14 protein-coding genes are annotated in these 15,029 nt (G+C 71.8%); 6 read left to right on the top strand and 8 right to left on the bottom strand.

Features of this window, described 5'->3' with window-relative positions:
- On the top strand, window positions 1-251 hold a 251-nt coding region (locus tag HW578_RS13545), incomplete at its 5' end, for a hypothetical protein (RefSeq protein WP_198371077.1).
- Window positions 252-254: 3 nt separating this feature from the next.
- Here HW578_RS13545 and HW578_RS13540 read toward each other — a convergent pair.
- Both HW578_RS13540 and HW578_RS13535 read right to left on the bottom strand, forming a co-directional pair.
- Window positions 255-1,496: a hydantoinase/carbamoylase family amidase gene (locus HW578_RS13540; RefSeq protein ID WP_198371076.1), complete on the bottom strand. Its 1,242-nt coding sequence runs from the start codon at window positions 1,494-1,496 to the stop codon at window positions 255-257.
- Window positions 1,493-2,608, bottom strand: coding sequence for a CaiB/BaiF CoA transferase family protein (locus tag HW578_RS13535; RefSeq protein ID WP_198371075.1), 1,116 nt, complete (start codon window positions 2,606-2,608; stop codon window positions 1,493-1,495). The genes HW578_RS13540 and HW578_RS13535 overlap by 4 nt, the downstream gene beginning before the upstream one ends.
- A 66-nt stretch (window positions 2,609-2,674) precedes the next feature.
- On the opposite strand from HW578_RS13535, the gene HW578_RS13530 reads away from it, so the two are divergent.
- From HW578_RS13530 to HW578_RS13520, 3 genes are read left to right on the top strand one after another with little or no spacing between them, the layout of a single operon-like run.
- Window positions 2,675-3,631: a Bug family tripartite tricarboxylate transporter substrate binding protein gene (locus tag HW578_RS13530; RefSeq protein ID WP_198371074.1), complete on the top strand. Its 957-nt coding sequence runs from the start codon at window positions 2,675-2,677 to the stop codon at window positions 3,629-3,631.
- Window positions 3,631-4,617 carry an NADPH:quinone oxidoreductase family protein gene (locus HW578_RS13525; RefSeq protein WP_198371073.1) on the top strand — a complete coding sequence of 329 codons (987 nt, stop codon included), beginning with the start codon at window positions 3,631-3,633 and terminating at the stop codon, window positions 4,615-4,617. The genes HW578_RS13530 and HW578_RS13525 overlap by 1 nt, the downstream gene beginning before the upstream one ends.
- Window positions 4,614-6,008 (top strand): MFS transporter, encoded by a 1,395-nt coding sequence (locus tag HW578_RS13520; RefSeq protein WP_369407890.1) that lies wholly within the window; start codon window positions 4,614-4,616, stop codon window positions 6,006-6,008. The genes HW578_RS13525 and HW578_RS13520 overlap by 4 nt, the downstream gene beginning before the upstream one ends.
- Before the next feature lie 14 nt (window positions 6,009-6,022).
- Here HW578_RS13520 and HW578_RS13515 read toward each other — a convergent pair whose 3' ends face one another.
- From HW578_RS13515 to HW578_RS13490, 6 genes are all read right to left on the bottom strand, one after another.
- Window positions 6,023-6,736 (bottom strand): ABC transporter ATP-binding protein, encoded by a 714-nt coding sequence (locus HW578_RS13515; RefSeq protein ID WP_198371072.1) that lies wholly within the window; start codon window positions 6,734-6,736, stop codon window positions 6,023-6,025.
- Complete coding sequence (locus HW578_RS13510; protein ID WP_198371071.1) at window positions 6,733-7,491, bottom strand: ABC transporter ATP-binding protein; 759 nt, start codon at window positions 7,489-7,491, stop codon at window positions 6,733-6,735. Before HW578_RS13510 ends, HW578_RS13515 begins: the two co-directional genes overlap by 4 nt.
- Complete coding sequence (locus tag HW578_RS13505; RefSeq protein WP_198371070.1) at window positions 7,488-8,363, bottom strand: branched-chain amino acid ABC transporter permease; 876 nt, start codon at window positions 8,361-8,363, stop codon at window positions 7,488-7,490. Before HW578_RS13505 ends, HW578_RS13510 begins: the two co-directional genes overlap by 4 nt.
- Entirely contained in the window at window positions 8,360-9,229 is an 870-nt protein-coding gene (locus tag HW578_RS13500) for a branched-chain amino acid ABC transporter permease (RefSeq protein ID WP_198371069.1), read from the bottom strand. The genes HW578_RS13505 and HW578_RS13500 overlap by 4 nt, the downstream gene beginning before the upstream one ends.
- Window positions 9,230-9,241: 12 nt before the next feature.
- Window positions 9,242-10,372 (bottom strand): ABC transporter substrate-binding protein, encoded by a 1,131-nt coding sequence (locus HW578_RS13495; protein WP_198371068.1) that lies wholly within the window; start codon window positions 10,370-10,372, stop codon window positions 9,242-9,244.
- A gap of 81 nt (window positions 10,373-10,453) precedes the next feature.
- A complete protein-coding gene (locus HW578_RS13490) occupies window positions 10,454-11,392 on the bottom strand; it encodes an SMP-30/gluconolactonase/LRE family protein (RefSeq protein WP_198371067.1) in 939 nt (312 codons plus the stop codon).
- Window positions 11,393-11,486: 94 nt separating this feature from the next.
- On the opposite strand from HW578_RS13490, the gene HW578_RS13485 reads away from it, so the two are divergent.
- A complete protein-coding gene (locus tag HW578_RS13485) occupies window positions 11,487-13,130 on the top strand; it encodes a hydantoinase B/oxoprolinase family protein (RefSeq protein ID WP_198371066.1) in 1,644 nt (547 codons plus the stop codon).
- On the top strand, window positions 13,127-15,029 hold a 1,903-nt coding region (locus HW578_RS13480), incomplete at its 3' end, for a hydantoinase/oxoprolinase family protein (protein ID WP_198371065.1). The genes HW578_RS13485 and HW578_RS13480, both read left to right, overlap by 4 nt.

Raw genomic sequence — 15,029 nt, 5'->3', positions numbered from 1 at the left:
CCGCGGCGGAGGCGGCGGCCGCGGCGATGGCCGCGCGGCTCGCGGCGATGGCGCCGGCGCCGGGCCTGGCCGGGGTGCGCGCGCTGGTGGTGGATGATGCGGCTGAGGGAGTCTTCGTCGCGGCGATCGAGGCGCGGCAGCCACGCGATGCGCAGACGGCGCTGTTCGCGATCATCCACGGCCGCCACTTCAATGGCCAGGATACGCCGATGACGATCGGCCCGGTGCCGCGCGCGGCCTTCGCGCGCTGAGGGTCAGGCTGTCGCGCGCAGGAAGGCCGCGAAGGTCGCGGCGGCGGCCATGAGGTCGGGCGTATCCATGGCTTCATGCGGGTTGTGGCTGCCGTTGGCGTTTCGGATCAGCAGCAGGCCGGTCGGGATGCCCTGCGCAGCGAAGTTCGCGGCGTCGTGGCTGGCGGGCGAACCCAGCGGCAGGGTCGCCACGCCGGCGCGGGCGGCCGCGGCGGCGAGCGCGGCCTGAAGCCCCGCATCGCAGGGGCCGAGCGGCGCGGCGTTGCGCGGGCCGAGGTCGAAGGCGACACCTCGTCGCGCGGCGGTGGTGGCGAGGATGTCGTGGAAGCGGCGTTCCAGCGTGGCCAGGTGGTCGGCGTCGTAGGCGCGCAGGTCGATCGAGAAGGTGAAGCCGCCGGCGACAACGGTGATCTCGTGCGTCGCGACATCGGTGTGGAAGCGGCCGATGGTGACGGCCATGGCACGGCCGGCGGCGTCCTCCTCGGCCCAGAGCGCATCGAGGGCGGTGAAGATCTCGGCACCCGCCAGCGCCGCGTCGTGGCGGAAGCGGCGGGGCAGGCCGACATGCGCGTCCTCGCCTACGATGCGGATGGCGGCGTGGCGGATGTTGCCGGGGATGCCGGTGCAGATGCCGATCGGCACGCCGGCCTCGAGCAGCGAGGGCGCCTGTTCGATATGCGCTTCCAGGAAGCAGCGGATCGGGCCGGGTGGCAGCAGGCGCGTGCCGGGCGTGATCGCCGCCGCGTCGCCGCCGCAGCGCGCGATGTGCTCGGCGAGCGTGAGGCCCGTATCGGCGCGGCGGCGGTCCAGCGCCTCCGGCGGCAGGATGCCGAGCGCGGCGCGGCTGCCGATCAGGCCGAGGCCGAACCACACCGCTTCCTCGCAGCGGAAGGCGGCGATGGTGATGTCGGCGCGTGGCGCGAAGCCCTCCGCCTTCAGGGCCGAGACGGCGGCCAGCGCGGCGACCACGCCCGCTGCGCCGTCGAAATTGCCGCCATGCCGCACGCTGTCGAAATGCGACCCCAGCAAGGTTCGTGGTGCCGCGCGGTCGGCGCCTGGCCAGGTGAGATACAGGTTCGCCGCGGCATCGCGCGTGACCTCGAGGCCGAGGTGTTCGGCCTCGGCGATGGCCAGCGCATGGGCGGCGTTCTCGCGCTCGTCGAAGGCATGGCGCGTGATGCCGGGCGGATCGGCGCCGATCGCCGCCAGCGCATCGAGCATCGCCTGCACGGCGGCGAGGTTCACGCGCCGAGCTCCGCCAGCACCTCGGCCGTATGCTGGCCGAGGCCCGGGGCCGGCGCGTGCCAGTGGCCGAGGCCGGGCAGCATGGGCAGCGGCACCTCGCCAAGCTGCGGCTGCGGCACGCGCGAGGCGCCGCCATAGGCGACCACATGCTCGTTCGCCAGCCAGTCGAGCGGCGTGTTGACGCGGTCGGCCAGCAGCCGTGCACCCTGTAGGCGGGCCACCCAGTCGGCGGAGTCGCGCCTGGCGAAGGCGGCGCGGACGATGGCGTAGAGCGCCTCGCGATTCTCCCAGCGCAGCGGGAAGGTCGCGAAGCGCGGGTCGGCCTTCGCGTCGGGAATCTCAAGCACGTCGCAGATGGTCAGCCATTCCGCCTCGCGCACCAGGGTGATCATCACCCAGGCGCCGTCGGCGGCCTGGTAGGCGCCGGCGGGCGCATTCGGTGGTGCGGCGGATTTCCCCTGGTAGCCCCATTCGCCGATCTGGTGCGTCAGCAGGTTGGCGCTCGCGGCCATCAGGGACATGTCGATGATACGCCGGCGTGGCGTGCTGTCCTGCGCGCGCGCAGCCAGCGCGACCTGCACGGCGGCGAAGGCGTGGATGCCTGTCGCCATGTCGGCGATGAAGGGGCCGGCCTTGTGCGGCGCGCCATCGGCGCCGGCGTTCAGCGCGACGAAGCCGGAGAACGCCTGCGCCACGGAATCCGTGCAGGGGCGTTCGCGATAGGGGCCGGATTGCCCGAAGCCGGAGATCGACAGGCAGACCGCATCGGGCTTGGCGTTCTCGGGCCCTAGGCCGATGCGCGCGGCGACACCGGGGCGGAAGGCCTCGATCAGCACATCGGCCTGCGCGGCGAGCTTCGCGGCGGCGGCGCGGCCTTCCTCCGACTTCAGGTCCAGCACGACCGATCGCTTGCCGCGGTTGAAGCAGACCGTCATCACCGACACGCCATCTTTCGCGGAGCCGAGCCCGCGGGACCAGTCGCCCTCCGCCGGCTCGAGCTTGATGACGTCGGCGCCGCAGGCGGCGAGCATCATCCCGCAATAGGGCCCGGCGATGCCCTGGCCGGCATCGAGCACGCGGATGCCCCTGTAGGGGCGCATCGCCTCGTCCATCGCGTTTCCTCCTCCGCGCTTGTGGGCCTATCCTGACGCGAAGCCGCGACAAGGGAAGGGGATGCCATGAGGATCACGCGACGTGCGGCGCTGGCGGCCACGCTGGCGACGCCCGCCCTGGCGCAGGACTGGCCCACGCGCCCGGTGCGCTGCATCGTGCCCTACCCGCCCGGCGGGCCGACCGACCTGGTGGGGCGCGTGGTCGCGCAGCGCGCGCAGCAGGAGCTCGGCCAGCCGCTGGTGATCGAGAACAAGCCGGGGGCGTCGGGCACGATCGGCTCGGCCGAGGTGGCGCGGGCGGCACCCGATGGGCAGGTGTTCCTGGTGAATGCGTCCGCGCATGTCATCATCCCGCACATCAACCGCTCGATGCCCTATGACGCGCTCAACGACTTCACGCCGGTAACCAACATGGCGATGGTGCCGCTGGTCGCGCTGGTGAATCCGCGGCTTCCGGTGCGCACGCTGCGCGAACTGGCGGACCACGCGAAAGGCAATCCGGGGCGGGTGAGCTATGCGTCGTCCTCGATCGGCGGCGCACAGCACCTGGCGGGGGAGATGTTCAAGCAGATCGCCGGCGTGGACATGGTGCACATCCCGTATCGCGGCGCCGGGCCGGCGATCCAGGACCTGATCGCGGGCAATGTGCAGGTGATGTTCGACAGCGTGCCGGCCGGCGCGGGCGCGGTGCGCGAGGGGCTGCTGCGGCCGCTGGCCGCGCTGGATGCGCGGCGCATCGCGGTCTATCCGGAGTTGCCGACCTCGGCGGAGGCCGGGTTTCCCGACCTTGTGATCTCGACCTGGTACGGCATCTGGGCGCCGCCGCGCACGCCGGCCGCGATCACGGAGCGCATGCAGCGCGCGGTGGCGGTGGCGGTGCAGGACAGCGACGTGCGGGCGCGGCTGGCACCACTCGGCGCCGACCCTGTGGCCGATACGCCGGCGCAGTTCGACGCCTTCTGCCGCAGCGAATCCGCGAAGTTCGGCGCCATCGTGCGCGCCGCCAATATCCGGATGGAATGATGCGCGCGATCCTCTGCGAGTCCTGGCGCGATTTCGATGCGCTCGAGCTGAAGGACATCCCGCCGCCGCCGCTGCGCCCGCGCGGGGTGCGCATCCGCGTAGCCGCCGCCGGCGTCTCCTTCGCGACGCAACTGGTGGTGGCGGGCAAGTACCAGCGCAAGCCGCCGCTGCCCTTCGTGCCGGGCACGGAGGTGGTCGGCACCGTGATCGAAGCCGCGCCCGATGCCGATGCGCCACCGCCGGGCACGCGCGTCTTCGCCGTGCTCGACTGGGGTGGCTATGCCGAGGAAGCGGTGGCAGACGACATCCATGTCGTGCCGATCCCGGACGGGCTGCCGATGGAACCGGCGGTGGCCTTCCCGATCTCCTACCCCACCGCGGGGTCGGCGCTGCTGTGGCGTGCGCGGGTCGCGCCGGGCGACTGGGTGCTGGTGCAGGGGGCGGCGGGGGGCGTGGGGCTCGCGGGCATGGAGATCGCGAAGGCGATGGGCGCGCGGGTGGTGGCGCGGGCGGGGGCGGCGAAGCACGACATGCTGCGCGCGCGGGGGGCGGATCTGGTGCTGGACAGCGCGCTGCCGTTCCGCGACGCCGTGCTGGAGGCGACCGGCGGCGTCGCCTGCGTACTCGACACCATCGGCGGCGACGCCTTTGATGAGTCGCTACGCTGCCTTGGTGATGGCGGGATGCTGGTGGTGATCGGCTTCGCCGGCGGCGGCATCCCGACGGTCGCGGCGAACCTGCTGCTGTTGAAGAACATCGCGGTCGCGGGGGTGAACTGGGGCACCTATGTCGGCTGGTCGCCGGGCGACAACCGGCAGCGCCACGCGCCGCGCGCGCGGGCGCTGTGGGCGCAGTTGATGGCCTGGTGGCAGGCCGGCGCGCTGAAGCCGGAGGTGCATGCCGCCTTCCCGCTGGATCGGTTCCGCGAGGCGATGGCCGAGCTGCGCGAGCGACGCAGCGCCGGCCGCGTGATCCTGACGCCGTGAGTGCCGCGCGCGACCATCGCGGCATCGCGCTGATCGTCGCCTCGGCGCTGTTCATGCAGAACCTGGACAGCGCGGTGCTGGCGACCGCGCTGCCCGCCATGGCGCGTGACCTGAACGAGGACCCCGCGCGACTTGGTGCGGCGATCACCTCCTACCTGGTGGCGCTGACGGTGTTCATCCCGTTCTCGGCCTGGATCGCCGACCGCTTCGGGGCGAAGCGCGTCTTCATGCTGGCGATCCTGGTCTTCGTCGCGTCGTCCGTGCTGTGCGGCCGCGCGCAGGGGCTGGGCGAGCTGGTCGGCTTCCGCATCCTGCAGGGTGTCGGCGGGGCGATGATGGTGCCGGTCGGGCGGCTGCTGCTGCTGCGCGGCGTGGCGAAGAAGGACATGCTCTCGGCCATGGCCTGGCTGACCATGCCGGCACTGCTGGGGCCGGTGACGGGGCCGCCGCTGGGCGGCGTGCTGACCGACCTGTTCTCCTGGCGCGCGGTGTTCTGGATCAACGTGCCGATCGGGCTGATCGGCTTCGCGCTGGTGGCGTGGAAGATCCCCTACGTGGCGCCGACGCGGCCCGGGCCGCCGGATCTCCTGGGCCTGGCGCTGACCGGGGCGACGCTCGCCCTGGCGATGTTCGGGATCGAGACGGTGGGGCGGCATGTCGTGCCGGGATGGATCTCCGCGGCCTCGCTCGTGCTCGGGGTCTTGGCCGGGGTGCTGGCGGTGCTGCATATGCGTCGGCGCGAGAGGCCGGCGGTGGATCTCTCGCTGTTCCGCATCGCGACCTTCCGCGACCCCGCTCTTGCCGGTAGCATCTTCCGTACCGGCGCGGGCGCGGTGCCCTTCCTGATCCCGGTGATGCTGCAGATCGGCTTCGGGATGAGCGCCTCGCAATCGGGCTTCGTGTCCTTCGCCACCGCGCTCGGCGCCTTCGCGATGAAGCCGCTGGTCCGGCCTCTGCTCAGGCGTACCGGCTTCCGTGCGGCGCTGGCTGGCAATGGCGTGGTGGCGGCGGCTGGCATCGCGGCGCTGGCGCTGCTGACGCCGGCCTGGCCGGCGGCGGCGATCTTCCTGCTGCTGGCGGCCGGGGGCCTCGCGCGCAGCCTGCAGTTCACGGCGCTGAACACGCTCGCCTTCGCCGACGTGCCGGCCGAGCGCATGTCGGCGGCGACGGCGCTCTATGGCACTCTGCAGCAACTGACCCCGGCGCTGGGCGTGGTGCTGGCGACGACGACGCTGGAGGTGTCACTCACGCTGTCGGGCCGCGGCGCGCTGGCGGTGGCGGATTTCTCCTGGGGCTTCCTGGTGGCGGCGGCGGTGGTGCTGGCCTCGGTGCCGCTGCATGCGCGGCTTGCGGCGGATGCCGGCGCCGAGGTGTCGGGGCACCGGCGATAGCGGCGGGCGCCCGGCTAGAACAGCTCCATCAGCTTCGCGTGGTCGTCCAGTTCGGCGGGCGCGCCTTCGAAGATAAACGTCCCCGACCGCATCACCAGCACGCGGTCGGATATGGCAAAGGCCTCGCGCACGTTCTGCTCGACCAGCAGGATCGACATGCCGCGGGTCTCGCGCAGCGTCGCGATCGGCCGGATCAGGTCCTGGAACAGCTTGGGTGCGAGGCCGATCGAGGGTTCGTCCAGCAGCAGCACGCGCGGGCGCGTCAGCAGCGCACGGCCGATCGAGACCATCTGCTGCTGCCCGCCCGAGAGCGTGCCGGCGCGCCGCGTGCGGAACTCCCTGATGCGGGGCAGGACGTCCAGCACTTCCTCCACGCGTTCGCGCTGGCCCGATCTCGGAACGCCGGCCGACCACAGCGCGAGGCCGAAGATCTCCTCGACCGTCAGGTCCGGGAAGACGCCGCGGCCCTCGGGCACCAGCGCCACGCCGGCCGCGCCCATCGCCGCCGGGCTGTGCTGGCCGGGCGGCCGGCCGAAGACGTGCAGCGTGCCGGCCGAGGGGCGATGCAGGCCGAACAGTACGCGCAGGAGCGTGGACTTGCCGGCGCCGTTGTGTCCGATGAGACAAAGGATCTCGCCGTCGTTCAGCGTGAGCGAGACATTCTGCAGCACGTCGCGCCCACCGAAGCCGGCGGTCAGGCCAAGGGCCTGGAGCGCCGGCGCGGTCATGCCGCCTCCTGCGGGCGGTCGCCGAAGTAGATCGCGGCAAGCGCCGGATCGTGCAGGATCGATTGCGGGTCGCCCTCCGCCAGCACCCGCCCCTGGTCGAGGAAGGCTATGCGGTCGGACAGTTCCGCCACGACATCGAGGTTGTGCTCGATCAGGCAAATCGCGACACCGCGTGCCGTCGCCGCGCGCAGCAGCGCGCCAAAGCGCAGCCGCGAGGCGAGATCAAGCCCGGACGCCGGTTCGTCGAGCAGCCAGATATCCGCCTCGGCCGCCAGGATGCGCGCCATGGAGAGGAACTTGCGCTCGGCATAGGCGAGGTCGACGGCGCGCGCATCGGCGAGGTCCGTCAGCCCCGTGGCCTCCAGGGCGGCGGCCGCGCGCGCCTCGCGTGCGGCGCGCGCGCGTGCGCCGCCCGGCTGCCAGAACCAGGCGGATGTCTCGGTCGCGGCCAACACGTTCTCGCGCACCGTCATGTGCGTGAACAGCCGCAGGTCCTGGAAGGACCGGGCGACGCCGAGCCGCGCCACCTGCCGCGGCTTCAGTCCCATGATCGGCTTGCCGCGAATATGCGCCGTGCCGGAATCCGCACGGAGGTTTCCGGTGATGAGGTTGAATGTGGTCGTCTTGCCCGCGCCGTTCGGCCCGACCAGCGCCGTGACCTGCCCCGCGGGGAGCGAGAGCGAGACTCCCGCCACCGCCTGCACGCCGCCGAAGGCGCGCGCCAGGTTCTCGGATTTCAGCAGCACCTCGGTCACGAGGTGGACCTCCCCTTGGTCTGGTCGCCGACCAGGCCGGCGGGGCGGAAGATCATCAGCAGCGTCATCGCCAGGCCGTAGATGATCTGCTGCACGGCGCCGACTTCGGTCGGCGGGATGAAGGGGATGAAGGTGAGCACGGCCGGAAGGGAGAGCAGCATCACCGCGCCGACCAGCGGCCCCCACAGCGTGCCGGTACCGCCGATGATCACCATCGCCATGATCTGGATCGACTGGTCGAGCGTGAAGGATTCGACGTTGATGAAGGACAGGTGCAATGCATAAAGCGCGCCCGCGACTCCTGCCCCGGCGCAGGCGAAGACCACGGCCAGCGTCTTCGCGGCATTGACGTTCTTGCCCAGTGCTTCCGCCGCGCTGTCGGCATCGCGGATCGACTGCAGCGTGCGGCCGAAGGCGCCGCGTTGCAGCAGGGCGGTCGCCCAGAGGATCAGCGCCAGCGCGGCGAGTGCCAGCGGCAGCACCGGCACCACCGTGCCGAACAGCTCCGGCCGCGGGATGCCGACCAGCCCGCCGATCCCGCCGGTCAGCGGCTTCAGTTCCGCGAACAGCGTGCCCGCCACCATCTGCAGGCCGAGCGAGGCGGCGACGAAATACTCGCCCCGTACGCGCAGCGCCGGTAGCGCGAGGCACAGCGACAGCCCCCCCGCGATCGCCGCCGCCGCCAGGCAGGCGAGGAACGGGTTCGGCACCAGCAGCAGCGCCACCTGCGCCCCGGCATAGGCGCCGAGACCGAAGAACACCGCATGCGCCACCGAGAAGATGCCCGCATAGCCGACGATGAAGTTCAGCGTGGAGGCCAGGATGCCCGAGATGGCCGCGAGCGTGGCGAGGTTGAGCAGGAAGGCGGTCATCGCGTCTGCACCACGCCGAAGATGCCGCTCGGTCGGAAGATGATGAAGCCGAACAGCACGAGGAAGGACACCGCCTCCGCCCATTGCGTGTCGACGAATTGCAGGGCGAGGCTTTCCGCGATTCCCAGCATGAGCCCCGCAAGTGCTGCGCCGCGCAGCGAACCGATGCCGCCCACGATGGTCGCGGCGATCGAGATCAGCATGACCTGGTGACCAATTGCCTCGTTCAGCCCGGTGGTCATTACCGTGACGATGGCCGCGGGCGCGGCGAGCGCCGAGCCGATCGCGAAGGCCAGTACCGACAGCCCGTTCGAGGACAGCCCGTAGGTGCGGATCAGGTCCGGGTTCTGCGCCAGCGCGCGCAGCCCGACGCCGGCCGGATGCCGTGTGAGGAACAGCGTGAGCGCGACGAAGAGCACTGCCGCGGTCGCCAGGGCGATCCACAGCATGGGTGCGACGAAGACCTCGGGCAGAATCTCGGCCGAGAAGGAGAGCGGCGTGTCCACGGTCGCGAAACCGCGCCCGGCGATCATACCGATCACGTTCTGCACCACGATGCCGACGCCGAAGGCGGCGACGAAGACCGTGAAGAAGGATCCCTCGTGCCGCTGGATGGGCCGATAGACGTAGCGTTCCATCGCCACGCCGAAGGCCATGGCCGCCAGCACCGCCGCCGCCGTCCCCGCCCAGCCCGGCCAGCCCGCCCGCCAGGCGAATAGGAAGACATAGCCCGCGATGGTGAAGGCGGTGCCGTGCGCGACGTGGAAGATTTTGGTCGCGCCGAAGATCAGCGCGAAGCCGGCGGCAGTGAGCGCATAGATCGCGCCCACCTGCAGCCCATTGAGCAGCAGTTGCAGGAACAGCACGGGCGGTGCCGGTCAGCCGATGGCGACGAATTGCTGGCCGCGGATCTCGTTCACCTGCATCTGGGTCAGCATGTTGCCCTGCTCGTCGAACTCACCCTCGCCGCCGACCAGGTCGAATTTGCGGGTGGCGAGCATGGCGGCGCGCAGGCTGTCGCCGTTCACTGCGCCGCCGGCCGCTTCCACCTGCTTCGCCAGCAGCCCGAACAGGTAGGCCGCATTGTAATAGTTGGCGTGGTAGACGACCGGCGGCTGGCCGAAGCGCGCCTGGAAATCGGCGGCGAAGCGCCGCGTCAGCGCGTGGTTGCCGGTCAGGTCCAGCTTCTGCGAGGTGAACAGCGCGCCCTCCGCCTCGGGCATGGTGCGCAGGCTGTCGATGCCGAAGGCGGAATAGGAGCAGATGGTCTGCGTCACGCCATTGTCTCGCAGCGCCTTCACGATCTGCGCGTTCTGGGCCCCGAAGGAGGCGACATAGACCGCATCGGGGCGCGTCTGGCGCACGCGCGCCACGACGGGGCCGAATTGCTGCGCGGCGCGCGGCACCGAGAAGCTGCCTACCAGTTCGCCGCCGTTGCGTGGCAGGTTGTCGCGCAGCTGGCCTAGAATGGCGTCGCCCAGCGGGTCGTCCACGTAGATCAGCGCGACGCGCTTCGCGTTCCGCTGTCGCACCAGGAAGGGCACCATCACTTGCACCTCGAGGTGCGCCAGCGCGATGACGTTCCAGAAATAGGGCGACAGCCCCGCGAGGTCGGGCCCGACCGCGCCGCCATTCACCATGATGGTCTTCGCACGGTCGCCGATCGGCGCGACCGCCTTCGACGTCGCGGTCCAGGACACGAGCACCCAATGTGCGCGATCGACGCTGACCAGCTTGTTCATCGCCACGACCGAGGGCTGCGGCAGCGCCTGGCTGTCCTCCGCCTGCAGGCGTACCGGTCGGCGCAGCATGTTGTCGGCGGCGATATGCTGCAGCGCGACCTGCGCGCCGCGGCTGAAGGCCTCGCCGAATTCGGCGTTCGGCCCGCTCATGGGAAACAGCGAGCCCATCACGTAGGGCTCGGCGGTCTGCGCCAGGGCGGGGCGGATGAAGGGCAAGGCAAGGCCGGCGGCAAGCGCGCCGCGGCGGCCGATCGCGGGACCGGACATGGACGATACTCCCTCATGCGGGCCGGCGCCTTGTGGCGTCGCCTTTATGGCGGGAAGCCTCCGCCTGCGACGGCGGTGCTGTCAACCATAGGGCAGGCGGAAGCCGGGTTCGTCCCATTGCATCGCGGCAAGCTTCCCGCTGGTGGACAGCGTGATGTAGGCGGTGCGCATGTCCGGCCCGCCGAAGCAGATGTTGGTCGGCATCCGCTCGGGCGTCTTCACCACGCGCAGGATCTCGCCCGAGGGGGAGACGGTGGTGATCTCGCCCGCCACCAGCGTGGCGACGATGATGTTCCCGGAGGCGGCGATGGCGATGGAATCGAGCCGCCGGTAGCCGGGGAACTGGCAGATCACCCGCCCGCCATTGGCGGACGGCCAGGGGTCCTTCCTCAGCCTGCCCGGCGCCTCGACATCCCAGGCCCAGAGACGGCCCGTCTCGGTCTCCGCGACGTAGACCGTCTTGCCGTCCGGGCTGATGCCGATGCCGTTCGCGCCACCGAAGATGGGGAAGGCGGCCTCGACCGCGCCGGTGCCGTCGGCCTTCGCCCAGTACGCCCCGCCATGGTCGCGGTCGCGCGCGCGCACCTTGCCGAGGTCGGAGAACCAGAAGCCGCCATGGGCGTCGAACATCAGGTCGTTCGGGCCGCGCAGCGGGCGGCCGTCGACGGCGCGGATCAGCGTCTCGACGGCGCCGGAGCCAGGGTCCACGCGCTCGATCCGGCCGCCGGAATAGTCCGGCGCCTGGAAGCCGGGGCGCAGCAGGCCGGGTTCCTCGTGCCAGGAGAAGCCGCCATTGTTGCAGACATACAGCATCCCGTTCGGCCCCAGCGCCAACCCGTTCGGCGCGCCGGTGACGGTGGCGATGGCGGATTTCGCGCCGTTCGGCGCCACGCGGGTGATCCGCCGCGCCTCGATCTCGACCAGCGCCACCGAGCCATCCGGCATGCAGACCGGGCCTTCGGGAAAGCGCAGCCCGTCGGTGACGATGCGCAGGTCAGGGGTATCGACGGTGACGGTCATGGCGGTTCCTTCCCTTCTTGCCGCGATGATGGCGCGGCGCGGGCGCGCTGCGAAGCCTTGACGGCGGCGCCCGCCCGCCGGAGCGTTCCGCCCCATGACCACGCCCGATCCCGTGACGCTCTCCGTCCTCGACAACCGCTTCCGCGCCATCGTGGAGGAGATGGGGGAGGCGATGCTGCGCACCGCCTATTCGCAGATCCTGAATTCCTCGCGCGATTTCTCGATCGCGCTGTGTGATTCGCGCGCACGGCTGCTGGCGCAGGCCGACCACATCCCGGTGCATGTGGGTGCGATGCCCTTCGCGGTGCAGGCGGTGCTGGATGCCTTCGGCGATGCGGTGCGCGAGGGCGACATCTACCTGCTGAACGACCCCTATCACGGTGGGTCGCATTTGCCGGACCTGACCATCATCGTGCCGGTCTTCGCGGAGGGGCGGCTGCTGTTCTGGTCGGTGGTGCGCGCGCATCACACCGACATCGGCGGTGGCACACATGGCGCCTACAACCCCGCGGCGACCGAGATCTTCCAGGAAGGGCTGCGCCTGCCGCCGATCCTGCTCGGCCAGGACCGCGCCCCGCGCGCCGACCTGGTACGCATGATCGTCACCAACACGCGCCTGCCGCGCGAGGTGCGCGGCGACCTGATGGCGATGATCGGCGCGGCGCATCTGGGCGAGAAGCGGTTGCTCGCGGTGGTCGCGAAGCATGGCGCGGCGCTGACGGAAGCGGCGGCGGCGGGCATCCTGGCGCTGTCGGAGGCGCATGCGCGCCGCATCATCGCCACCTGGGCCGACGGCAGCTGGAAGGGCGAGGCCTTCCTCGACGATGACGGCTTCGGCCAGCAGGACATCCCGATCCGCGCAACGGTCACGAAGCGCGGCGATTCGATCACGGTGGACCTGACGGAGTCCGCGCCGCAGGTGCCGTCCTTCCTGAACTCCTCCTGGCCGAACACGGTCAGCGCGGTGCGCATGGCGATCGCCTTCCTGCTCGACCCCGAGGTGGCGAAGAACGACGGCTGCTTCCGCCCGATCGAGATCATCGCGAAGCAGGGCAGCATCGTCTGGCCGCATGAGGGCGCGCCGGTGACCATGTGCACGTCCCATTGCTCGAACGAGATCGTCGAGGCGGTGGTGAAGGCGCTGGCCAATGCCTGCCCGGACCGCGCCATGGGCGGCTGGGGAAGGCGCTTCCGGGTCGCGATCAAGGGCAGCGATGCGCGGCGGCCCGGCCGGTCCTTCGTGTGGCACCTGTTCCATGCGCGGCCCGGCGGCGGCGGCTCGTCGAAGGGCGATGGCTGGTCCACCGCTGGGGAATGGCATTCGGCCGGCGGGCTGAAGTTCGGCAGCGTCGAGATGGCGGAAGCCCGCTTCCCGCTGTTCTTCGCGAAGCATGAGTTCCGCCCCGGCAGCGCGGGGGACGGGACCTGGCGCGGTGGCCTGGGCGGCGAGCTCGTGATGCGGCTGGAGACGGACGGCCCGGCGGTTGCGAACACGGCCGGCGACGGCGTGCGCTACGGCGCGGCCGGGATGCTCGGTGGGCGCGACGGCGCGCCGCACCACTACACGCTGGAACGCGCCGACGGCACCTCGCGCGACCTGCGCACCAAGGAGGTCGGCATCCCGCTTGCCCCCGGCGACGTGCTGCATGTGCGCGCCGGCGGCGGCGGCGGCTGGGGGCCGCCCGAGAAGCGCGACCCGGCCGCGCGCGCCCGCGATGCGGCGGAGGGGCTGCTGTGAGCAACGCCTATCGCATCGGCGTCGATGTCGGCGGCACCTTCACCGACGTGGTCTGCGTCGCCGCCGATGGCACCACCACCCTGGCCAAGGCCGCAAGCACGCCGGCCGACCAGAGCGAGGGCGTGGTCGCTGGCCTGGCCGTGCTGGCGGAGCGCCTCGGCCTCGCGCTGCCCGACCTGCTGGCGCGCACGGAACGCATCGTGCACGGCACCACGGTCGCGACCAATGCGCTGCTCGAACGCCGCGGCGCGAAGGTCGCGATGCTGACCACCGAGGGCCATCGCGACGTCATCGAGATGCGCGAGGGGCTGAAGCCCGACCGCTACGACCTGCGGCTGCCGGCGGCGCCCGCCCTGGTGCCGCGACGGCTGCGCCTGCCGGTGCGCGAACGCATCCGCCCCGATGGGCGCGTCGAGGTGCCGCTCGATCGCGCCTCGCTCGACGCCGCCATCGCCACGCTGAAGGCCGAGCAGGTCGAGGCCGTCGCCGTCTGCTTCCTGCATTCCTGGCGCGACGACGCGCACGAACGCGCCGCGGCCGAGGCGGTGCGCGCGGCGCTGCCCGGCGTCTTCGTCACCACCAGCGCCGAGGTGCTGCCGCAGATCAAGGAGTTCGAGCGTTTCTCCACTGCCTGCGTGAACGCCTATGTCGGGCCGGTGGTGTCGCGCTATCTCGCCCGCCTGCGCGGGCGGCTGGAGGCGGCGGGCTACCAAGGCCCGGTCTTCGTCATCCTCTCCCATGGCGGCGTCGCGCCGGTCGAGGAAGCGGCGCGGCTTGCCGCCGGCACCGCACTGTCGGGGCCGGCGGGTGGCGTGGCGGCGGGTGTCGCGCTGGCGCAGCGCGGGCTGAGGCAGGACCTGATCACCTTCGATGTCGGCGGCACCTCCACCGACATCGCGCTGGTGCAGGCGGGCGAGGCCGCGCTCGGGCGCGGGCGCACCGTGGCGGGGGAACGCATCGCGCTCGAGAGCCTCGACATCGTCACACTTGGCGCGGGCGGCGGGTCGATCGGCCATGTCGGCGCCGGCGGCACGCTGCAGGTCGGGCCGCGCAGCGCCGGCGCGGTGCCGGGCCCGGTCGCCTATGGCCAGGGCGGCACGGAGCCGGCGGTGACCGACGCCAACCTGGTGCTGGGCTACCTCGACCCGGACAACTTCCTCGGCGGGGCGCGCCGGCTCGACCGCGACGGCGCGCTGGCGGCCTTCGGACGGCTGGGGGCCTCGCTCGGCATCGACGCCATGGCGGCGGCGGAGGGCGTGCATCGCCTGGCGAATGTCCGCATGGCCGATGGCATCCGCGTCGCGACCGTGCGGCGCGGCGTCGACCCGCGCGACTTCACGCTGCTCGCCTTCGGGGGTGCCGCGGGGCTGCATGCGAGCGCGGTGGCGCGGGAACTGGGTGTCACGCGCGTCGCCGTGCCGGTCTTCGCCGCGGGGCTCTCCGCCTGGGGCATGCTGCACACCGACCTGCGCTACGAGATGGCGCGCAGCGAGATCGGCACCGGCGGCGTGCCCGACGACGATGCGTTGCGAGGCATCTGGGCCGGGCTCGAGGCCGAAGGCCGGGCGCGCGTCGCCGCCTGGTTCGGCGGCGCGGTGGAGACGAAGCGCGCCGCCGACATGCGCTATGGCGAGCAGGTCTTCGAGATCGCCGTGCCGCTCGATGCCGTGGACTGGGACGCGCCGGGCCTCGCGCAGCGCGTCACCGAGGCCTTCCACGCGCGCCACGAATCCCTGTTCACCTATGCGCTGAAGGGCGAGGAGGTGGTGCTGGTCAATGCGCGCCTGGCGGTGATCGGCCGCCTGCCGCCCATGCCGGTGCCGCAGGCCGCCGCAGGCCGTGCCCCCGCCGCGCCCTTCGCCACGCGCCGCGCGCGGCTCGGCGGCACGGAGGCCGACC

Origin of the sequence: Roseomonas rosulenta (assembly GCF_016106005.1) — a bacterium.
Lineage (GTDB): Bacteria > Pseudomonadota > Alphaproteobacteria > Acetobacterales > Acetobacteraceae > Neoroseomonas > Neoroseomonas rosulenta.
This window is presented reverse-complemented; position numbering and strand designations above follow the sequence as displayed.